This window comes from Caulobacter sp. (assembly GCF_035254145.1).
Taxonomy (GTDB): domain Bacteria; phylum Pseudomonadota; class Alphaproteobacteria; order Caulobacterales; family Caulobacteraceae; genus Caulobacter.
In genome coordinates, this window is sequence record NZ_DATFAV010000015.1 from 13,427 (window position 1) to 30,427 (window position 17,001).

Sequence of the window (17,001 nt, forward strand, 5' to 3'; positions counted from 1 at the left end):
GTGAAGACCCAGAAGCAACGGATGCTGGCCGGCGAGTCCCGCCATGCCGGCGACGCCGAAATTTAGGCCGACCAGCGCGCCGTCCAGGCGTGGATGGACCGCTACAACGCCTCCGCCCTGGTCGAGCGTCCCGCGCTCTTGAAGGAAGGTCTGGGCGCGGTGGGCGAAAACGTCGCCATCCGCGCGCCGTTCCATTGGGGACGCGGGACGTAGCGCCGGGCGCCACCGTGGTGGGAAATCCGGCGCGGCCTGTATCTTCGAAAGGCTGAAGGATTCCGCGACGACGTTCGTCAGGGCCGCGTCGGCTCCAAAGGCTGCCCCGGCGCCAGAAGCGTTCGCGCATCATAGGCTCGCGCCACGTCGCCAGGCTTTGCGCCCTTGTGGAGCACGATCACGGCTGCGGCGACCACCAGGTCGGTTGCCCGGACCTGGGCGCGGTTCGCAGAAGTCGGTTCGCCCAGGAACGGATCCCAGTCCCGCCATCCGCCACTCCAGCGCGGTCCGGTGTCGCGCCAAGACCTAGGAAGGAAGCCCTCGCCACCGCCCCACATGAACCCCGGCTGCATGAACGGGCTGGGGCCGGCGACCAATACAGACTGAACGCGCATGCCTTGCTCCGTGGCCTCGAACCAGTCGTAGCCCTCTCGCACGGCCAGTTCGGCGGCGCGTTTCAGCAGCGCTCGCTGAACGGCCTCAGGCGCCTCCTGGCGCTGCCCGACGAGCATGACGCGATAGCGATCAGCATCGAGCCGAACCTCAGAGAAGGTTCCGGGCTGCTGCTGGGCGGGTAGCGGGGGCGACGAAGGGGTAGCGCAGGCGGTCAGGGCCGCAGCGATAGCAATCACCGCCAGGACGGCCTTGCCGCGCTCCTTGCCCGAAGAGCGCCTGGCCGATGTTTCGATCAGATGGGTCATCCCTAGAAGCCCTCCAGCATCCGAACCTCGAGGTCAATGCGTGAAGACCCCGGCCCTCGCCCCTGGGTCTCAACTAGCAACGTCTCGCGGCCTCACGCTATCTCCACACATACCCGGGGCGTTCGTCGCCACGAAAAAGGCCCCGGATTGCTCCGGGGCCTCTGCGTTCAGCCTAGGCTGAAAGGATCTTAGTCGTCGGCTTCGTTCGTGTAGACCGGACCCGAGTCCTTGCCCTTTTCCGAGACGTCGCGGTCGACGAACTCGATGACGGCCAGCGGGGCGTTGTCGCCGTAGCGGAAGCCGGCCTTCAGGACGCGGATGTAGCCGCCCTGACGGTCCTTGTAGCGCGGGCCAAGGACCGCGAAGAGCTTGCCGACTTGTTCGACGTCGCGAACCGAGCTGATGGCTTGGCGACGAGCGTGCAGGTCGCCGCGCTTGGCCAGGGTGACCAGCTTTTCGACGATCGGACGCAGTTCCTTGGCCTTCGGCAGGGTGGTGACGATCTGCTCGTGCTTGATCAGCGAGGCCGACATGTTGGCGAACATGGCGGTGCGGTGAGCCGAGGTGCGGCCCAGTTTGCGGTGGGCGTAGCCGTGACGCATTTTCTTCTCTCCTGGGCGCGAGGCCCGAGCGGCGCGAAACTCGTAGGCGCCTGATTGTCACCAATCCTGGTCTTTCCCGACCGGGTCAGAGCGAAGCGCCGGGGCCCTCCACCGCGGTTGCGGCTTCAAAAGGCCCAGGCCGCCTTCCCTTTCCGAAGAGAGGAGAAGCGGCCCGGATTAAGCGCGGATGGCTTCGAGGTTCTTAGATTTGGTCTTCGAACTTCTTGGCCAGGTCTTCGATGTTCTCCGGCGGCCAGTTCGGCACGTCCATGCCGAGGTGCAGGCCCATGCCGGCGAGAACTTCCTTGATCTCGTTCAGCGACTTGCGGCCGAAGTTCGGGGTGCGGAGCATCTCGGCTTCGGTCTTCTGGATCAGGTCGCCGATGTAGACGATGTTGTCGTTCTTCAGGCAGTTGGCCGAACGGACCGACAGTTCCAGCTCGTCGACCTTCTTCAGCAGGGCCGGGTTGAACGGCAGTTCCGGCTTGGACTCGTCGGCCGACTTGGCCTTCGGTTCCTCGAAGGTGATGAAGATCTGCAGTTGGTCCTGCAGGATCCGGGCGGCGTAGGCCACGGCGTCCACCGGAGTGACGGCGCCGTTGGTTTCCACTTCCAGGACCAGCTTGTCGTAGTCCAGCGACTGGCCTTGACGGGTCGGCTCGACGCGATAGGCGACGCGCTTGACCGGCGAGTACAGGGCGTCGACGGCGATGAGGCCGATCGGCGCGTCTTCCGGACGGTTGCGGTCGGCCGGGACGTAGCCCTTGCCGTTGTTGACCGTGAACTCCATGCGCACCGAAGCGCCGTCGTCCAGCGTGCAGAGCACGTGGTCGGGGTTCAGGATTTCGATGTCGGCCGGGGTTTCGATCTGACCGGCGGTCACCGGGCCGGGGCCCGTGGCGCGCAGGGTCATGCGCTTCGGGCCTTCGGCATGCATCCGAACGGCCAGTTGCTTGATGTTCAGAACGATGTCGACGACGTCTTCACGGACGCCTTCGAGCGAGGAGAATTCGTGCACCACGCCATCGATTTGGATGGCGGTGACGGCGGCGCCTTGCAGCGACGAGAGGAGAACGCGACGCAGGGCGTTGCCGAGCGTCACACCGAAGCCGCGCTCGAGCGGCTCGGCGACGATACGGGCCTTGCGGGTCGCATCGGCGCCGGTTTCGATCTGCGGCTTCTCAGGACGGATCAGCTCGTTCCAGTTTCTTTCGATCACGTGGTCGGGTCCCTTGAACGCGGCTCGCCGGCCGCGTTTTGCGCAGCCGGCGAAGGAGAATTGTGGTCTAAAAAGTACTAGACGCGACGACGCTTGGGCGGACGGCAGCCGTTGTGCGGGATCGGCGTGACGTCGCGGATGGTCGTGATGGTCATGCCCGCGGCCTGAAGGGCGCGCAGAGCCGACTCACGGCCAGAACCCGGACCCGAAACGTTGACTTCCAGGGTCTTCACGCCGTGTTCCGCAGCCTTCTTGCCCGCGTCTTCGGCGGCCATCTGAGCGGCGTACGGGGTCGACTTGCGCGAGCCCTTGAAGCCCATCATGCCGGCGCTGGACCACGAGATCGTGTTGCCCTGGGCGTCGGTGATGGTGATCATGGTGTTGTTGAACGAGGCGTTCACATGCGCCACGCCCGAGGTGATGTTCTTACGTTCGCGACGTTTAACGCGACCCGGTTCCTTGGCCATCGTCAGGCTACCTTATTTCTTCTTGCCGGCGATCGGCTTGGCCGGACCCTTGCGGGTGCGAGCGTTCGTGTGGGTGCGCTGACCGCGGACCGGCAGGCCCTTGCGGTGACGCAGGCCGCGATAGCAGGCCAGGTCCATCAGACGCTTGATGTTCATCGAGTTCTCGCGGCGCAGATCGCCCTCGACGGTGTAGTCGCGGTCGATCGTTTCGCGGATCGCCAGGACCTCGGCGTCGGTCAGTTGATTGACCCGACGCGCATCCTCGATGCCCACCTTGGTGATGATCTCACGCGCGGACTTCTGGCCGATGCCGTGAATGTACTGAAGCGCGATCAGAACGCGCTTGTTCGTCGGGATGTTGACGCCTGCGATACGGGCCACGTCTAATGTTCTCCTAGTCACGCACTAAAGACGCGAACGGCGCGCCCGGCTCGATCCAGAAGACCAAGACCGGCGCGCACGGATCGCGCCCTTTCGCGGAAGCGCCCCGTTATAGGGATCGTTTCGCTTCCGTCAACAACTGAATCCACCGGACATCCAGTGAATTCGGGCTTTCTTAGACCGCTCCCGATAGAGCGGCGTCGATGGACGTGGCCACGGCTTCGACCGAACCCATCCCGTCCAGTTCCTTCAGCTTCCCCTGCCCTTGGTAATACGGCAGCAGCGGCGCGGTCTGGGCGTTGTAGGCGGCCAGGCGAGTCACGAAGACTTCCGGATTGTCGTCGGGCCGTCCCTGCTCTTCGAACCGCTTCTTGATCCGCTCGATCAGGGCCGGCTCGTCTACCTTGAGTCGGAGAACGACGTCGATCTTCTGTCCGCGGGCGGAGAGGATTTTGTCCAGCGCCTCGGCCTGGGCCACGGTGCGGGGGAACCCGTCGAAGATCGCGCCGCCGGCCGCCTCGGCCTCGGGCAAGCGTTCTTCGATCAGGGCGATGACGATCTCGTCGGTGACCAGCTCGCCGCGATCCAGCACGCCCTTGACGCGCTGGCCCAGCTCCGAGCCCGAGGCGATGGCGGCCCTCAGCATGTCGCCAGTCGAGAGCTGGACCATGCCCCGCTCAGTGACCAGGCGCTTGGCCTGAGTGCCCTTCCCCGCCGCCGGCGGACCGAACAGGATCAAGTTCATGAAAGCCCCTTCGCGCGTTGGCGGGTCTTCGCCCGCTCACCTTCCCGCCGCAGACCTAGATTGCGCCGGAAGAAAACGGAAGCCGGTTTCGTGACAAACCGGCTTCCGACGCTCTATCTCGCCGCCTAGCGGTTGCGACCGCCGCGCAGTTTCGACTTCTTGATCAGGCCCTCGTACTGGTGGGCCAGCAAGTGCGACTGGATCTGCGCCACGGTGTCCATCGTCACCGTGACGACGATCAGGATCGAGGTGCCGCCCAGGGCGAACTGGTTCGACTTGATCGCCATCATCGCCAGCTCCGGCGCGACGCAGACAGCGGTGATGTAGGCCGCGCCGATCACCGTCAGGCGGGTCAGCACATAGTCCAGGTACTCGGCGGTGCGCTTGCCCGGACGGATGCCCGGCAGGAAGCCGCCGTACTTGCGCAGGTTCTCGGCCGTCTCCTCGGGATTGAACACCACCGAGGTGTAGAAGAACGAGAAGAAGATGATCAGCAGGGCGTAGAACACCAGGAACGCCGGGTGGCCGTGCTGCAGGGCGCCGACCACGCCGGGCAGCCACGAGGCCCACGCCGGCAGGTTGGTGGTCTGGATGAACTGCATGGCCGTCGTCGGCAGCAGCAGAAGGCTGGAGGCGAAGATCGGCGGGATGACACCCGCGGTGTTGATCTTCAGCGGCATGAACGAGCTTTCGCCGCCGATCATCCGGTTGCCCTGCTGGCGCTTGGGATAGTGGACCAGCAGGCGGCGCTGCGAGCGCTCCATGAAGACGATGGCCAGGATGGCGGCGACGCAGCCGATCACGATCAGGAACAGCGGGGTGTAGTTGCCCGAGGTCTGGCCCTGGACCAGCATCTGGCCCAGCACGATCGGCAGGCGGGCCACGATGCCCGCGAAGATGATCAGCGAGACGCCGTTGCCGACGCCACGGCTGGTGATCTGCTCGCCCAGCCACATCAGGAACAGGGTCCCGCCGGTCAGCGCCACGACGGTGGAGACGACGAAGAACACCTGGCCCACGCCCTCGACGACGACGCCGGGCTGAGCCGCCAGGCCCATGGCGATCGAGGCCGACTGAACGACGGCCAGCACCACGGCCAGATAACGGGTGTACTGGTTCAGGGTCTTGCGACCCGCCTCCCCGCCTTCCTTCTTCAGCTTCTCCCACGGCGGATACACCGAACCCATCAGCTGCACGATGATCGAGGCGCTGATGTAGGGCATCACGTTCAGCGAGAAGATCGCCATCCGCGAGACGGCGCCGCCCGAGAACATGTTGAACATGCCCAGGATGCCCTCGGAGTTGCTGTTGAACAGCCGGGCGAAGGCGTTGACGTCGATGCCGGGGATCGGAACGTAGGAGCCCAGGCGATAGACGATCAGGGCGATGATCGTGAACCAGATGCGCTTGTGAAGATCGGTCGCCTTCTGGAACGACGCGAAATTCATGTTGGCTGCGAGTTGTTCGGCGGCCGAGGCCATTCAGATCCCCACGACTCAGGAGCTTGATAGCCGAAGCAGATATCGCTTCGGCGACGACCACGCTCTGAAATTAGGTTTCCCGGATCAGGCTGATCCGAGGAGAGCGCCACAAATAGGTGAGGCTCGCCGCGATGTCACGGCGAGCCTCGTAAAACAACTGTCATCCCGGCCGGACCCCGGCGAAAGCCGGAGGAAGAGCCGGGACCGCCAGAAACGCCGACGCTCGCGGCGGTCCCGGCTCGGCGCGCCGCGCGCTGGGCCGGGATGACAGTTTTTATGGATTAGGCTTCGGCTTCCGCCTTGGCCTTCTTGGTCACGGTGACCGAACCGCCGGCGGCCTCGACGGCCTTGATGGCGGCTTCGGTGGCCGAGTAGACGGTCAGCTTCAGGGCGGTCTTGATCTCGCCCTTGCCCAGCAGCTTCACGCCGTCCAGTTCGCGACGGATGACGCCGGCGGCGACCAGTTCAGCGGCGCCCAGCTCGGCGCCCTTCTTGAACTTGCCAGCGGCGACGGCCTGTTCCAGGCGCCACAGGTTCACTTCGGCGAACTCGAGGCGGAAGGGGTTGTTGAAGCCGCGCTTCGGCATACGCATGTGCAGCGGCATTTGACCGCCTTCGAAGCCGTTGATGGCGACGCCCGAGCGCGCCTTCTGGCCCTTCACACCGCGACCGGCGGTCTTGCCCTTGCCCGAACCCGGGCCGCGGCCGACGCGCATGCGGTTCTTGGTCGAGCCTTCCTGCGGGGCCAGTTCGTTCAGCTTGGTCATATGTGCCTCTCCTTGGAGATCTGCGCCCAACCAGCGGCTGGACTCGGCTTTTGAAAACAGAGCGCGCTTAAAACCCTAAATCGACTCAAAAATCAAATAAGGATTTCAAACGAAAACCACCCCGGATCGCTCCGGGGTGGCGTATCTCGCGTCGGGTAAGAGACTTACTCGACGATTTCCAGCAGGTGCTGGACCTTGCGGATCATGCCGCGGACCGACGGGGTGTCTTCCAGCGTGGACACGCGGCCCAGCTTGTTCAGACCCAGACCGGCGAGCGTCGCGCGCTGGTCCTTTTCACGACGGATCGGGCTGCCGGTTTGGCGCACCGTGACTTGCTTAGCTTCAGCCATGACTTAGCCCTCGATGGCTTCCGGCGCCGAAGCGCCGTCGGCGCGACGGCCGAGGATGTCGCCAACCTTCTTGCCGCGCTTGGCGGCGATCTGGCGGGGCGACGACTGCACCTTCAGGGCTTCGAACGTGGCGCGCACCATGTTGTACGGGTTCGAGGAACCCGTCGACTTGGCCACGACGTCCTGGACGCCCAGGGTTTCGAGAACCGCGCGCATCGGACCGCCGGCGATGACGCCGGTGCCGGGAGGCGCCGCCCGCATCATCACCTTGCCGGCGCCCCAACGGCCAGCGCCGTCGTGGTGCAGGGTGCGGGATTCGCGCAGCGGAACGCGGATCATCGTCTTCTTGGCTTCTTCGGTCGCCTTGCGGATGGCTTCCGGCACTTCACGCGCCTTGCCATGACCGAAGCCGACGCGGCCCTTTTGGTCGCCAACGACCATCAGAGCGGCGAAGCTGAAGCGACGACCACCCTTCACGGTGGCGGCGACGCGGTTGATGTGGACGAGCTTTTCGACGATGTCGCTGTCGACCCGCTCCTCGGGGGCGTTGCGGTCGCGACGGTCCCGGCGTTGACCGCCTTCACCGCGCTGTTGTTCACCACGAGCCATTTTCGTTCCCTTAGAAGTTCAGGCCGGCTTCGCGCGCGGCGTCGGCCAGGGCTTTCACCCGGCCGTGGAAGATGTAACCGCCACGATCGAAGACGACGTCCTTGACGCCCTTTTCGATGGCGCGCTCGGCGACGAGCTTGCCAACCGCGGCAGCGGCATCCTTGTCCGCGCCCTTGCCTTCGGCTTCCAGGGTGGAGGCCGACGCCAGGGTCACGCCGCGTTCATCATCGATGACCTGGGCGTAGATGTTCTTGGACGAACGGAAGACCGACAGGCGCGGACGACCGTTGGCCAGGCTCTTGAGGCGGGTGCGAACGCGCTGAGCGCGCTTGGCCGCCGATTCACGAGGAGAGAGCGCCATGGCTTACTTCTTCTTGCCTTCCTTGCGGCGAACGGTCTCGCCAGCATAACGCACGCCCTTGCCCTTGTAGGGCTCCGGCGGACGAATGCGGCGGATCTTCGCGGCAATCTCACCAACCGCCTGCTTGTCGATGCCGGCGATCTTGATTTCGGTTTGCTTCGGAGTGGCGAACGTGATGCCGGCCGGGGCCGCAACGTCCACATCGTGGCTGAAACCGAGTTGGAGGCTCAGGGCCGTGCCCTTCATGGCCGCGCGATAACCGACGCCGACCAGTTCGAGGTTTTCCTCGAAGCCGGTGGTCACACCGTGCACCATGTTGGCCACCAGCGTGCGGGACAGACCCCACATGCCCTTGGCGCGCTTCGTGTCGACGCGAGGCGTCAGCGAGAGTTCATTGCCCTCTTGCTTCAGCTCGATCTCGTCGGCGATCGTCCACGACAGCTGACCCTTGGGGCCCTTCACCGTGACCGTCTGACCCGAGAGCGTCAGGGTGACGCCCGAGGGGATTGCGACGGCTTTCTTACCGATACGTGACATGCTCTTTCCCTCCCGCGCCTAGTAGACGCGGCAGAGGACTTCGCCGCCGACATTAGCGTCGCGTGCGGCGGTGTCCGACATGACGCCCTTCGGCGTCGAAAGGATCGAGATGCCCAGGCCGTTCTTGATCGGCTTCAGGTCCTTGATCGACGAATAGACGCGACGGCCAGGCTTGGACACGCGGCTGATCTCGGCGATCACGGGCTCACCGTCGAAGTACTTGAGCTCGATCTCGAATTCGGGGAACGCACCGGGCTTCTCGATCAGCGAGTAGCCGCGGATGTAGCCTTCGTCGGCCAGCACGTCGAGGACGCGGGCGCGCAGCTTGGAAGCCGGCGTCGACACCTTCGAGCGCTTGCGCGTGGCGGCGTTCTTGATGCGAGCGATCATATCGCTCAGGGGATCGTTCATCGACATCTGATCGTCCTTACCAGCTCGACTTGACGAGGCCGGGGATCTGGCCCTGCGAACCCAGTTCGCGGAGCGCGATACGGCTCATCTTCAGCTTGCGGTAATAAGCGCGCGGACGGCCCGTGACCTCGCAGCGGTTGCGGATGCGAACCGGCGAGCTGCTACGGGGCAGCTTGGCGAGCTTGAGGCGAGCCTCGAAGCGTTCTTCGAGCGGCAGGCTTTCGTCGTTGGCGGTCGCCTTCAGCGCGGCGCGCTTGCTGGCGAGTTGCTTGACGAGGGCCTTGACGGCTTCGTTGCGGTTGACGGCGCTTTTCTTGGCCATGGTTTGTTTTCCCTTCCCGCTCTCTTAGTTGACGAACGGGAACTGGAATTCCTTCAGGAGAGCCTTGGCTTCCTGGTCGGACTTCGCAGTGGTGCAGACGATGATGTCCATGCCCCAGATCTGTTCGATCTGGTCATAGTTGATTTCCGGGAACACCAGGTGCTCCTTCAGGCCCATGGCGTAGTTGCCACGGCCGTCGAAGCTCTTGCCGTTCAGGCCGCGGAAGTCCTTCACGCGCGGCAGCGCGATCGTGACCAGGCGGTCGAGGAATTCGTACATCCGGTCCTTGCGAAGGGTGACCTTCGCGCCGACCACCATGCCTTCGCGCAGCTTGAAGCCGGCGATCGACTTGCGGGCCTTGGTGGCGACAGGCTTTTGGCCGGCGATCGCCTGCAGGTCCTTCAGAGCGGTCTGGGCCTTCTTGGAGTCGGCCACGGCCTCGCCGATACCCATGTTCAGGACGATCTTGTCCAGCTTGGGGATCTGCATCTCGTTGGTGTAACCGAACTGCTCCTTCATCGCGGCGCGGATGCGGTCGCGATAAACGGTCTTCAGCCGGGGCTCGTAAGCTTGATCAGCCATTGATCACCTCGCCGGTCGTCTTGGCGACGCGCACCTTCTTGTCGCCTTCGATCTTGAAGCCGACGCGGGTGGGCTTGCCCTTGGAGTCCACGACGGCGACGTTCGAGACGTGCAGCGCGGCTTCCTTTTGCTTGATGCCGCCTTGCGGGTCGGCTTGGGTGGCCTTGGTGTGACGCGAAACCATGTTCACGCCTTCCACGACAACCCGGTTGTCCTTGGGCAGGACCTGCAGGACGGAGCCTTGCTTGCCCTTGTCCTTGCCCGCCAGAACGACGACGCGGTCGCCCTTCTTGATCTTAGCGGCCATTACAGCACCTCCGGAGCGAGGGAGATGATCTTCATGTGGTTCTTGGCGCGCAGTTCACGAGGAACCGGGCCAAAAATCCGCGTGCCGACCGGCTCGCTCTGCTTGTTCACGATCACCGCGGCGTTCTTGTCGAAGCGGATGACCGAGCCATCCTTGCGCTTCAGGTTCTGGTTCACGCGAACGACGACGGCGCGGAGCACGTCACCCTTCTTCACGCGACCGCGCGGGATGGCTTCCTTCACGGAGACGACGATAACGTCGCCGACGCTGGCGTAGCGACGGCCTGCGCCGCCCAACACCTTGATGCACATGACCCGGCGAGCGCCAGAGTTATCGGCGACTTCCAGGTTAGTTTGCATCTGGATCATGGTCTAAACCTTCCAGATTAAGCCGAAGCCTTGGGAAGTGCTTCCCAGGTCTTCAGCTTGGACTTCGGAGCGCACTCGATGATGCGGATAGCTTCACCGGCCTTGTACGCGTTGGCTTCGTCGTGCGCGTGGTACTTTTTGGACTGACGCACGATCTTCTTCAGAACCGGGTGAACGATGGTCCGTTCGACCTTCACCACCACGGTCTTGTCGCCCTTATCGGAGACGACCACCCCTTCGAGGATACGCTTGGGCATATCGTTCTCCTTAAGCCACGGCCTTGGCGCGCAGCACGGTCTTGATCCGCGCGATATCCTTGCGGATCTCGTTGACGCGGTGGGTCTTCTCGACCTGGCCCGTCGCGGCCTGGAAGCGCAGGTTGAACTGCTCCTTCTTCAGGCTGATCAGGGTGTCGGCCAGCTGGTCGGGGGTCAGGCCCCGGATGTCAGCAATCTTCATGATCATGCCTCCACGGCCACGCCCGCGTCGAGGCGGGTGACAACACGGGTGCGGATCGGCAGCTTGGCGGCGCCCAGGCGGAGAGCTTCACGCGCGATATCGTCCGGCACGCCGTCGATCTCGAACATGATGCGGCCCGGAGCCACGCGAGCGGCCCAGTAATCCACGGCGCCCTTACCCTTACCCATCCGGACTTCGGCCGGCTTGCCGGTGACCGGCACGTCGGGGAAGATGCGGATCCAGACGCGGCCTTGACGCTTCATCTGGCGGGTGATGGCGCGACGGGCGGCTTCGATCTGACGGGCCGTGATGCGCTCCGGCTCGACGGCCTTCAGGCCGTACGAACCGAAGTTCAGCAGGGTGCCGCCCTTCGAAGTGCCGTGGATGCGGCCCTTGAACTGCTTGCGGAATTTGGTCTTTTTCGGAGACAGCATGGCGATCTAATCCTTAGGCGCGATCGCGACGGTCACGACGGTCGCCCCGGTCGGGACGATCACCGCGCTCACGTCCGCCGCCTTCGCCGGCGGGGCCGGACTCGGTGGCCAGACGCTTGTCGAGCGCCATCGGATCATGCTCCAGCACCTCGCCTTTGAAGATCCAGGTCTTCACGCCGATGATGCCGTAGGTGGTCTTGGCTTCGGCGAAACCGAAGTCAATGTCGGCGCGCAGGGTGTGCAGCGGCACGCGACCTTCGCGATACCACTCCATGCGAGCGATTTCAGCGCCGCCGAGGCGACCCGAGACGTTGATCCGGATGCCCTTGGCGCCGAGGCGCACGGCCGACTGGATCGAACGCTTCATGGCGCGACGGAAAGCGATACGGCGTTCCAGCTGCTGAGCGATCGACTCGGCCACCAGCTGAGCGTCGGTCTCCGGCTTGCGGATCTCGACGATGTTCAGGTGAACCTCGCCCTCGGTCTTGATCGACAGGTCCTTGCGGAGCTTGTCGATGTCAGCACCCTTCTTGCCGATGATGACGCCCGGACGGGCGGCATAGATCGTGATGCGGCACTTCTTGTGCGGACGCTCGATGATGATGCGCGAGACACCGGCTTGGTACAGGCGCTTCTTCAGGGCGGCCCGGACCGCGAGGTCCTGGTGCAGCAGCTTGCCGTACTGGGCGCCGTCGGCGAACCAACGGCTGTCCCAGGTGCGGTTGACGCCGAGCCGCAGCCCGACCGGATTGACTTTCTGACCCATTAGGCGGCCTCACCCAGTTCGCGGACCACGATCGTGATCTCGGAGAACGGCTTCTCGACGCGCGTCGCGCGACCGCGGGCGCGGGGCGAGAAACGCTTCATGATCAGGTTCTTGCCCACATAGGCCTCGGCGACGACCAGGGAGTCGATGTCGAGGTTGTGGTTGTTCTCGGCGTTGGAGATCGCCGAGTACAGCGCCTTGCGGACGTCCTGGGCGATGCGCTTGTGGCTGAACTCGAGCTCGTTGAGAGCGCGCTGGACGTTCAGGCCACGGATGGACTGAGCGACCAGGTTCAGCTTGCGCGGGCTGGTGCGCAGAGTGCGCACCTTGCACATCGCTTCGGCGGCCGGCAGGCGGCGTTCTTGCTTCTGCTTGGCCATGATTACTTCCTCTTGGCCTTCTTGTCGGCGGCGTGGCCCGGGAAGTTACGCGTGGGAGCGAACTCGCCGAACTTCATGCCGACCATGTCTTCCGACACGGAGACCGGGACGTGCTTGTGGCCGTTGTGGACGCCGAAGGTCAGGCCGACGAATTGCGGCATGATCGTCGAGCGACGCGACCAGGTCTTGATGACGTCCTTGCGGCCCGACGACAGAGCGGCGTCGGCCTTCTTCAGGAGGTACCCGTCGACAAACGGGCCTTTCCAGACTGAGCGGGTCATGGCTTAGCGGCCCTTCTTCGCTTTGTGGCGCGAACGGATGATGAACTTGTCCGTGGCCTTGTTGACGCGGGTCTTGGCGCCCTTGGTCGGCTTACCAGCCGGGGTCACCGGGTGACGACCGCCCGAAGTCCGGCCTTCACCACCACCGTGGGGGTGGTCGACCGGGTTCATGGCGACACCGCGGACGTGCGGGCGACGGCCCATGTGACGAGAACGACCGGCCTTGCCGAGGTTCTGGTTCATGTGGTCGGGGTTCGACACGGCGCCGACGGTGGCCATGCACGAGTCGAGCACCATGCGCAGCTCGCCCGAGTTCAGGCGGATCTGGGCGTAGCCGGCGTCACGACCGACCAGCTGGGCGTAGGCGCCAGCCGAACGGGCGATCTGACCACCCTTGGCGGGCTTCAGCTCGATGTTGTGGATGATCGTGCCGATCGGCAGCGTGCGCAGCGGCGAGGCGTTGCCCGGCTTCACGTCGACCTTCTCGCCGGTGACGACTTCGTCGCCGGCCTTCAGGCGTTGCGGGGCCAGGATGTAGGCCAGCTCGCCGTCGGCCTGATACTTGATCAGGGCGATGAAGGCGGTGCGGTTGGGGTCGTACTCGAGACGAACGACCGTGGCCACGCCTTGCTTGCGACGCTTGAAGTCGACCAGACGGTACAGGCGCTTGGCGCCGCCGCCGCGGAAACGGACCGCGATACGGCCATTGCCGCCGCGACCGCCCGACTTGGTCAGGCCTTCAACGAGCTTCTTCTCGGGCTTGCCCTTGTGAAGTTCGCTGCGGTCGATCAGCACCAGGCCGCGCTGGCCGGGGCTGGTCGGGTTAAATTGCTTCAAGGCCATGACTTAGAGCCCCGTCGTGATGTCGATCGACTGGCCTTCGGCCAGCGTCACGATCGCTTTTTTGACGTCGTTGCGACGACCCACGATGCCGCGGAAGCGCTTGGTCTTGCCCTTGGTCACGATGGTGTTGACCTTGGTCACCTTGACCTTGAACAGCTCTTCGACGGCGGCGGCGATTTCATCCTTGGTCGCGTCGTTGGCCACCTTGAAGACAACCTTGTTCTGCTCGCTGAGCAGGGTCGTCTTTTCGGTGATCACCGGCGACAGGATCGTATCGTAGTGGCGAGCGGTGGCGGCCATTAGGCGGCTTCCTTCTCAGCGAAACGGGCCGAGATCGCTTCGACCGCGTCCTTGGTCAGGACGAGGGTTTGGCGACGCAGCACGTCGTAGACGTTCAGGCCGGCGTTCGGCAGGACATCCACGTTCGGGATGTTGCGGGCGGCGAGCTTGAAGTTCGCGTCCACTTCCGGACCGGCGATGACCAGGGCGTTCTTCAGACCGATCTTGTCGAAGTTGGCGCGCAGGGCGGCCGTCTTCGCTTCGGTCAGAACGGCGCTGTCCAGAACGACCAGCGCGCCCGACTTGGCCTTCGACGACAGGGCGTGGCGCAGAGCCAGGGCCCGGATCTTCTTCGGCAGGTCGAAAGCGTGGCTACGGACGACAGGGCCGTGGGCCTTGGCGCCGCCGACGAACTGGGCCGCACGGCGCGAACCGTGACGGGCGCCGCCGGTGCCCTTCTGCTTGTACATCTTCTTGCTCGTACGAGAGACCTCGTTACGAACTTGAATCTTGTGGTTGCCCGAGCGGCGCTTGGCCAGCTGCCAGGTCACGACGCGCTGCAGGATGTCGCCGCGGATGTCGTCGATGCCGAAGATGGCGTCGTCGAGGTCCACGGAACCGGCCTTGCCGCCGTCAAGCTTGATGACGTCGAGTTTCATTAGCCTTCGCCCTCTTCGGTCGTAGCCGCGGGGGCCTCTTCAGCGGGGGTTTCAGCAGCCGCGGCGGCCGGAGCCTCGCCAGCCTTGCGGAAAGCGCCCGGACGCGGGAGGTCGGCCGGAGCGGCCTTCTTCACGGCGTCGCGGATCTTCACGTAGCTGCCTTCGTGGCCCGGGACGGCGCCCTTGACCAGGATCAGACCGCGCTCGACGTCAACCTTCCAAACGGTGACGTTCAGCGTGGTGACGGTTTCCTGACCGAGGTGACCCGCCATCTTCTTGCCCGGGAACGTACGACCCGGATCCTGGCGGTTACCGGTCGAACCGTGCGAGCGGTGCGAGACCGAAACACCGTGGGTGGCGCGCAGACCACCGAAGTTCCAGCGCTTCATGGCGCCGGCGAAACCCTTACCGACGGTCACGCCTTGGATGTCGACCTTCTGGCCGGCGACGAAGTGGTCGGCCGTGAACTCGGCGCCAACTTCGATCAGGGCGTTCTCTTCGACGCGGAACTCGGCGACGACGCGCTTCGGCTCAACGGCCGCCTTCGCGAAGTGGCCGCGCAGGGCCTTCGAGGTGTTCTTGGCTTTCTTCGGACCGGCGCCGAGTTGCAGGGCGGTGTAGCCGTCCTTCTCAACGGTGCGCTGAGCCGTGACCTGGCAACCGTCGAGCGACAGGACGGTGACCGGCACGTGCTGGCCAGCGTCGTCGAAGAAGCGGGTCATGCCGAGCTTCTTGGCGATCAGGCCGGTGCGTTGGGTGGGGAGAGTCATAAGAAAGGCCCTCCTTACAGCTTGATTTCGACGTCAACGCCGGCCGACAGGTCGAGCTTCATCAGCGCGTCCACGGTCTGCGGAGTCGGGTCAACGATGTCGAGAACGCGCTTGTGCGTACGGATCTCGAACTGCTCGCGCGACTTCTTGTCGACGTGCGGCGAACGGTTGACGGTGAATTTCTCGATAAGCGTGGGCAGGGGGATGGGGCCCCGCACCGTCGCGCCCGTGCGCTTGGCCGTATTGACGATCTCGCGCGTGGAATGATCCAACACGCGGTGATCGAAGGCCTTGAGCCGGATGCGGATGTTCTGACGATCCATATCGCTCGGTTTCCTAGTGGGCTGCGCCCGCGTCTCGAACCATTTCAAAGACCAACTCGAACTCCCGAGAGAGCTCGTACGCAGCGTCCGCAAAACAAAATACCCCTGCGGTCTCCCGCCGGGGTGGTTGTCCAGATATTGCGCCCCTTCTCGGAAGAAGGTTGGCGGCGCTATGTCCGGGCGTCTCGCGAACCGCGTTTGAGCCCTAAAGCTCACAGCCGGTCCAACAGAGGCGCGCTTGTACGTTCCGGAATCGGTTTCGTCAAGCGCTCTGTCCGGTTCGTCTCGTCCTTGCGGGACTCGAGTCGTCGGGCGGGTTCTGAATAGGCGCCCTCCCCGTTGGACGCAAGGCCCTCGGAAACATAACGCCGGTCTGCTTTTAACGACTTTCACCCGAAGGATAGCAAGAACGTGCGCCCGCTCGCGCGTAGGTGAAATCCTCGCCTCCGCAAGTGTCACAAAAATGCATTATTCGACCCACAAGCGCCGCCATTGGCCTTGAGCGCTTCCCCGAACCTCCATAGATGCCGCCCCTCCCCGGCGGACTGGGTGGCGGCTCCCCCCAACAACGACCGCCCAGCCAGCCGGAGGAGCCACTCGTGTGTAAGGGGATAGACCCAATGAATACCAAGCTCTTCGCCACCGCCGCCCTGATCGCCGCCGCCGTCTCGGCCCCGGCCTTCGCCCAGAACGTCGGTTCGATCGGCGCCGCCGTGAACTACACGGACGTCAACACCCAGTTCGGCGGCGCCCACGGCTCGTCGGCCGTGATCGACGGTTCGGTCGCCATTCCGCTCAAGGGCGCCTGGACCGTGACCGCCAACGGCGACGTCTCGATCTCGGACAACGACCTGTCGGACGACACCATCGCCTCGGGCGCCGCCCACCTGACCACCAAGATCGGCGACAGCTGGCGCGTCGGCGGCTTCACCGCCCTCTCCCGCCCGGCCAACGACACCCTCTGGGCCGTCGGCGGCGAGGCTCACAAGTACCTGTCGAACGTCACCCTGTCGGGCGTGGCGGCCTACGGCCAGTCGAACGACCTGGACGCGGATCTCTACACCGTGCGCGGTGACGTCCGTTACTTCGTCTCGGACAACTTCCGCCTGGACGCCGGCGCGGCCTGGTCGCGCATCGACACCAACGTCAACGCCGACCTGTGGGACGTGAATGTCGGCGGTGAGTACAAGTTCACGGGCACCGGCTGGAGCACGTTCGCCAAGTACACCCACAGCGAGTCGGACGACCTGGCCGACCTGAACGCCGACGCCGTGAAGATCGGTCTGCGCTACACCTTCGGCGGCAGCCTGAAGGATCGTGACCGCGCCGGCGCCGACCTGATCTCGGCCGGCGACCTGTTCGGCTTCGGCGTCCGCTAAGCCGG

Annotated in this window: 29 protein-coding genes and 1 pseudogene; 1 reads left to right on the forward strand and 29 read right to left on the reverse strand. The window is 64.5% G+C overall.

Going from position 1 to position 17,001, the window contains the following annotated elements; all coding sequences use genetic code 11:
- Positions 1–290 precede the first annotated feature (290 nt).
- From VJ655_RS00725 to VJ655_RS00865, 29 genes and pseudogenes are all read right to left on the reverse strand, one after another.
- Complete coding sequence (locus VJ655_RS00725) at positions 291–914, reverse strand: CC0125/CC1285 family lipoprotein (RefSeq protein ID WP_324097472.1); 624 nt, start codon at positions 912–914, stop codon at positions 291–293.
- Positions 915–1,102: 188 nt separating this feature from the next.
- Positions 1,103–1,516 carry a 50S ribosomal protein L17 gene (rplQ, locus tag VJ655_RS00730; protein ID WP_324097473.1) on the reverse strand — a complete coding sequence of 138 codons (414 nt, stop codon included), beginning with the start codon at positions 1,514–1,516 and terminating at the stop codon, positions 1,103–1,105.
- Between the two features lie 202 nt (positions 1,517–1,718).
- Positions 1,719–2,735 (reverse strand): DNA-directed RNA polymerase subunit alpha, encoded by a 1,017-nt coding sequence (locus VJ655_RS00735; protein ID WP_047413138.1) that lies wholly within the window; start codon positions 2,733–2,735, stop codon positions 1,719–1,721.
- A 77-nt stretch (positions 2,736–2,812) separates the two neighbouring features.
- Positions 2,813–3,202: a 30S ribosomal protein S11 gene (gene rpsK / locus VJ655_RS00740; protein ID WP_013078663.1), complete on the reverse strand. Its 390-nt coding sequence runs from the start codon at positions 3,200–3,202 to the stop codon at positions 2,813–2,815.
- Between the two features lie 12 nt (positions 3,203–3,214).
- Positions 3,215–3,583 carry a 30S ribosomal protein S13 gene (rpsM, locus tag VJ655_RS00745; RefSeq protein WP_004616895.1) on the reverse strand — a complete coding sequence of 123 codons (369 nt, stop codon included), beginning with the start codon at positions 3,581–3,583 and terminating at the stop codon, positions 3,215–3,217.
- 175 nt (positions 3,584–3,758) lie between these two features.
- A complete protein-coding gene (locus VJ655_RS00750) occupies positions 3,759–4,328 on the reverse strand; it encodes an adenylate kinase (protein ID WP_324097475.1) in 570 nt (189 codons plus the stop codon).
- A gap of 125 nt (positions 4,329–4,453) precedes the next feature.
- A complete protein-coding gene (gene secY, locus VJ655_RS00755; RefSeq protein ID WP_324097477.1) occupies positions 4,454–5,809 on the reverse strand; it encodes a preprotein translocase subunit SecY in 1,356 nt (451 codons plus the stop codon).
- A 281-nt stretch (positions 5,810–6,090) separates the two neighbouring features.
- The gene (rplO, locus tag VJ655_RS00760; protein ID WP_324097478.1) at positions 6,091–6,576 is read right to left on the reverse strand and encodes a 50S ribosomal protein L15; all 486 of its coding nucleotides are present in this window, start codon (positions 6,574–6,576) and stop codon (positions 6,091–6,093) included.
- Positions 6,577–6,740: 164 nt separating this feature from the next.
- The gene (rpmD, locus tag VJ655_RS00765) at positions 6,741–6,926 is read right to left on the reverse strand and encodes a 50S ribosomal protein L30 (protein WP_013078659.1); all 186 of its coding nucleotides are present in this window, start codon (positions 6,924–6,926) and stop codon (positions 6,741–6,743) included.
- A 3-nt stretch (positions 6,927–6,929) separates the two neighbouring features.
- The gene (gene rpsE / locus VJ655_RS00770; protein ID WP_010919144.1) at positions 6,930–7,535 is read right to left on the reverse strand and encodes a 30S ribosomal protein S5; all 606 of its coding nucleotides are present in this window, start codon (positions 7,533–7,535) and stop codon (positions 6,930–6,932) included.
- A 10-nt stretch (positions 7,536–7,545) separates the two neighbouring features.
- On the reverse strand, positions 7,546–7,896 hold the full coding sequence (gene rplR / locus VJ655_RS00775) for a 50S ribosomal protein L18 (protein ID WP_013078658.1): 351 nt from the start codon (positions 7,894–7,896) through the stop codon (positions 7,546–7,548).
- A gap of 3 nt (positions 7,897–7,899) precedes the next feature.
- Complete coding sequence (rplF, locus tag VJ655_RS00780) at positions 7,900–8,433, reverse strand: 50S ribosomal protein L6 (RefSeq protein WP_324097479.1); 534 nt, start codon at positions 8,431–8,433, stop codon at positions 7,900–7,902.
- A gap of 18 nt (positions 8,434–8,451) precedes the next feature.
- A complete protein-coding gene (rpsH, locus tag VJ655_RS00785) occupies positions 8,452–8,850 on the reverse strand; it encodes a 30S ribosomal protein S8 (RefSeq protein WP_004616911.1) in 399 nt (132 codons plus the stop codon).
- A 10-nt stretch (positions 8,851–8,860) separates the two neighbouring features.
- Complete coding sequence (gene rpsN / locus VJ655_RS00790; RefSeq protein ID WP_324097480.1) at positions 8,861–9,166, reverse strand: 30S ribosomal protein S14; 306 nt, start codon at positions 9,164–9,166, stop codon at positions 8,861–8,863.
- A 24-nt stretch (positions 9,167–9,190) separates the two neighbouring features.
- Complete coding sequence (gene rplE, locus VJ655_RS00795; protein ID WP_324097481.1) at positions 9,191–9,748, reverse strand: 50S ribosomal protein L5; 558 nt, start codon at positions 9,746–9,748, stop codon at positions 9,191–9,193.
- The gene (gene rplX / locus VJ655_RS00800) at positions 9,741–10,055 is read right to left on the reverse strand and encodes a 50S ribosomal protein L24 (protein WP_013078653.1); all 315 of its coding nucleotides are present in this window, start codon (positions 10,053–10,055) and stop codon (positions 9,741–9,743) included. Before rplX ends, rplE begins: the two co-directional genes overlap by 8 nt.
- A complete protein-coding gene (gene rplN / locus VJ655_RS00805) occupies positions 10,055–10,423 on the reverse strand; it encodes a 50S ribosomal protein L14 (protein ID WP_010919137.1) in 369 nt (122 codons plus the stop codon). Before rplN ends, rplX begins: the two co-directional genes overlap by 1 nt.
- A 17-nt stretch (positions 10,424–10,440) precedes the next feature.
- Positions 10,441–10,680 carry a 30S ribosomal protein S17 gene (gene rpsQ / locus VJ655_RS00810; RefSeq protein WP_013078652.1) on the reverse strand — a complete coding sequence of 80 codons (240 nt, stop codon included), beginning with the start codon at positions 10,678–10,680 and terminating at the stop codon, positions 10,441–10,443.
- Between the two features lie 10 nt (positions 10,681–10,690).
- Positions 10,691–10,882, reverse strand: coding sequence for a 50S ribosomal protein L29 (gene rpmC, locus VJ655_RS00815; protein WP_324097483.1), 192 nt, complete (start codon positions 10,880–10,882; stop codon positions 10,691–10,693).
- 2 nt (positions 10,883–10,884) lie between these two features.
- Complete coding sequence (gene rplP, locus VJ655_RS00820) at positions 10,885–11,316, reverse strand: 50S ribosomal protein L16 (RefSeq protein WP_324097484.1); 432 nt, start codon at positions 11,314–11,316, stop codon at positions 10,885–10,887.
- A 13-nt stretch (positions 11,317–11,329) separates the two neighbouring features.
- Complete coding sequence (rpsC, locus tag VJ655_RS00825; RefSeq protein WP_324097485.1) at positions 11,330–12,082, reverse strand: 30S ribosomal protein S3; 753 nt, start codon at positions 12,080–12,082, stop codon at positions 11,330–11,332.
- Positions 12,082–12,462 carry a 50S ribosomal protein L22 gene (gene rplV, locus VJ655_RS00830; protein WP_010919132.1) on the reverse strand — a complete coding sequence of 127 codons (381 nt, stop codon included), beginning with the start codon at positions 12,460–12,462 and terminating at the stop codon, positions 12,082–12,084. Before rplV ends, rpsC begins: the two co-directional genes overlap by 1 nt.
- A 2-nt stretch (positions 12,463–12,464) precedes the next feature.
- Positions 12,465–12,743, reverse strand: coding sequence for a 30S ribosomal protein S19 (gene rpsS, locus VJ655_RS00835; RefSeq protein ID WP_099442405.1), 279 nt, complete (start codon positions 12,741–12,743; stop codon positions 12,465–12,467).
- A gap of 3 nt (positions 12,744–12,746) precedes the next feature.
- On the reverse strand, positions 12,747–13,586 hold the full coding sequence (gene rplB, locus VJ655_RS00840; protein ID WP_309999397.1) for a 50S ribosomal protein L2: 840 nt from the start codon (positions 13,584–13,586) through the stop codon (positions 12,747–12,749).
- Positions 13,587–13,589: 3 nt separating this feature from the next.
- Positions 13,590–13,886, reverse strand: coding sequence for a 50S ribosomal protein L23 (locus tag VJ655_RS00845; protein WP_010919129.1), 297 nt, complete (start codon positions 13,884–13,886; stop codon positions 13,590–13,592).
- Positions 13,886–14,524, reverse strand: coding sequence for a 50S ribosomal protein L4 (gene rplD / locus VJ655_RS00850; protein ID WP_223394541.1), 639 nt, complete (start codon positions 14,522–14,524; stop codon positions 13,886–13,888). Before rplD ends, VJ655_RS00845 begins: the two co-directional genes overlap by 1 nt.
- Entirely contained in the window at positions 14,524–15,294 is a 771-nt protein-coding gene (gene rplC, locus VJ655_RS00855; RefSeq protein WP_324097486.1) for a 50S ribosomal protein L3, read from the reverse strand. Before rplC ends, rplD begins: the two co-directional genes overlap by 1 nt.
- Positions 15,295–15,308: 14 nt before the next feature.
- On the reverse strand, positions 15,309–15,617 hold the full coding sequence (gene rpsJ / locus VJ655_RS00860; protein WP_004616952.1) for a 30S ribosomal protein S10: 309 nt from the start codon (positions 15,615–15,617) through the stop codon (positions 15,309–15,311).
- A gap of 13 nt (positions 15,618–15,630) precedes the next feature.
- Positions 15,631–15,833: pseudogene (locus VJ655_RS00865) on the reverse strand (hypothetical protein).
- Positions 15,834–16,237: 404 nt separating this feature from the next.
- Between VJ655_RS00865 and VJ655_RS00870 the strand changes: the two are divergent.
- Entirely contained in the window at positions 16,238–16,996 is a 759-nt protein-coding gene (locus VJ655_RS00870) for a hypothetical protein (RefSeq protein ID WP_324097487.1), read from the forward strand.
- Positions 16,997–17,001 lie beyond the last annotated feature (5 nt).

Excerpts from the sequence above, each read along its gene's own strand:
- rplN (WP_010919137.1), bottom strand. The coding sequence starts at position 10,423 with ATGATCCAGATGCAAACTAACCTGGAAGTCGCCGATAACTCTGGCGCT.
- rpsH (WP_004616911.1), bottom strand. The coding sequence starts at position 8,850 with ATGTCGATGAACGATCCCCTGAGCGATATGATCGCTCGCATCAAGAAC.
- rplE (WP_324097481.1), bottom strand. The coding sequence starts at position 9,748 with ATGGCTGATCAAGCTTACGAGCCCCGGCTGAAGACCGTTTATCGCGAC.
- rpsJ (WP_004616952.1), bottom strand. The coding sequence starts at position 15,617 with ATGGATCGTCAGAACATCCGCATCCGGCTCAAGGCCTTCGATCACCGC.
- rpmD (WP_013078659.1), bottom strand. The coding sequence starts at position 6,926 with ATGGCTGAAGCTAAGCAAGTCACGGTGCGCCAAACCGGCAGCCCGATC.
- rpsQ (WP_013078652.1), bottom strand. The coding sequence starts at position 10,680 with ATGCCCAAGCGTATCCTCGAAGGGGTGGTCGTCTCCGATAAGGGCGAC.
- rpmC (WP_324097483.1), bottom strand. The coding sequence starts at position 10,882 with ATGAAGATTGCTGACATCCGGGGCCTGACCCCCGACCAGCTGGCCGAC.
- secY (WP_324097477.1), bottom strand. The coding sequence starts at position 5,809 with ATGGCCTCGGCCGCCGAACAACTCGCAGCCAACATGAATTTCGCGTCG.
- rplF (WP_324097479.1), bottom strand. The coding sequence starts at position 8,433 with ATGTCACGTATCGGTAAGAAAGCCGTCGCAATCCCCTCGGGCGTCACC.
- rpsK (WP_013078663.1), bottom strand. The coding sequence starts at position 3,202 with ATGGCCAAGGAACCGGGTCGCGTTAAACGTCGCGAACGTAAGAACATC.
- VJ655_RS00750 (WP_324097475.1), bottom strand. The coding sequence starts at position 4,328 with ATGAACTTGATCCTGTTCGGTCCGCCGGCGGCGGGGAAGGGCACTCAG.
- VJ655_RS00845 (WP_010919129.1), bottom strand. The coding sequence starts at position 13,886 with ATGGCCGCCACCGCTCGCCACTACGATACGATCCTGTCGCCGGTGATC.
- rpsS (WP_099442405.1), bottom strand. The coding sequence starts at position 12,743 with ATGACCCGCTCAGTCTGGAAAGGCCCGTTTGTCGACGGGTACCTCCTG.
- VJ655_RS00870 (WP_324097487.1), top strand. The coding sequence starts at position 16,238 with ATGAATACCAAGCTCTTCGCCACCGCCGCCCTGATCGCCGCCGCCGTC.
- rplX (WP_013078653.1), bottom strand. The coding sequence starts at position 10,055 with ATGGCCGCTAAGATCAAGAAGGGCGACCGCGTCGTCGTTCTGGCGGGC.
- rplO (WP_324097478.1), bottom strand. The coding sequence starts at position 6,576 with ATGACCAAGCTGAACGAACTGGCCCCGCAGGAAGGCTCGACCAAGAAC.
- VJ655_RS00725 (WP_324097472.1), bottom strand. The coding sequence starts at position 914 with ATGACCCATCTGATCGAAACATCGGCCAGGCGCTCTTCGGGCAAGGAG.
- rplD (WP_223394541.1), bottom strand. The coding sequence starts at position 14,524 with ATGAAACTCGACGTCATCAAGCTTGACGGCGGCAAGGCCGGTTCCGTG.
- rpsN (WP_324097480.1), bottom strand. The coding sequence starts at position 9,166 with ATGGCCAAGAAAAGCGCCGTCAACCGCAACGAAGCCGTCAAGGCCCTC.
- rpsC (WP_324097485.1), bottom strand. The coding sequence starts at position 12,082 with ATGGGTCAGAAAGTCAATCCGGTCGGGCTGCGGCTCGGCGTCAACCGC.
- rpsE (WP_010919144.1), bottom strand. The coding sequence starts at position 7,535 with ATGGCTCGTGGTGAACAACAGCGCGGTGAAGGCGGTCAACGCCGGGAC.
- rplR (WP_013078658.1), bottom strand. The coding sequence starts at position 7,896 with ATGGCGCTCTCTCCTCGTGAATCGGCGGCCAAGCGCGCTCAGCGCGTT.
- rplC (WP_324097486.1), bottom strand. The coding sequence starts at position 15,294 with ATGACTCTCCCCACCCAACGCACCGGCCTGATCGCCAAGAAGCTCGGC.
- rplP (WP_324097484.1), bottom strand. The coding sequence starts at position 11,316 with ATGCTGTCTCCGAAAAAGACCAAATTCCGCAAGCAGTTCAAGGGCCGC.
- rplQ (WP_324097473.1), bottom strand. The coding sequence starts at position 1,516 with ATGCGTCACGGCTACGCCCACCGCAAACTGGGCCGCACCTCGGCTCAC.
- rplB (WP_309999397.1), bottom strand. The coding sequence starts at position 13,586 with ATGGCCTTGAAGCAATTTAACCCGACCAGCCCCGGCCAGCGCGGCCTG.
- rplV (WP_010919132.1), bottom strand. The coding sequence starts at position 12,462 with ATGGCCAAGCAGAAGCAAGAACGCCGCCTGCCGGCCGCCGAAGCGATG.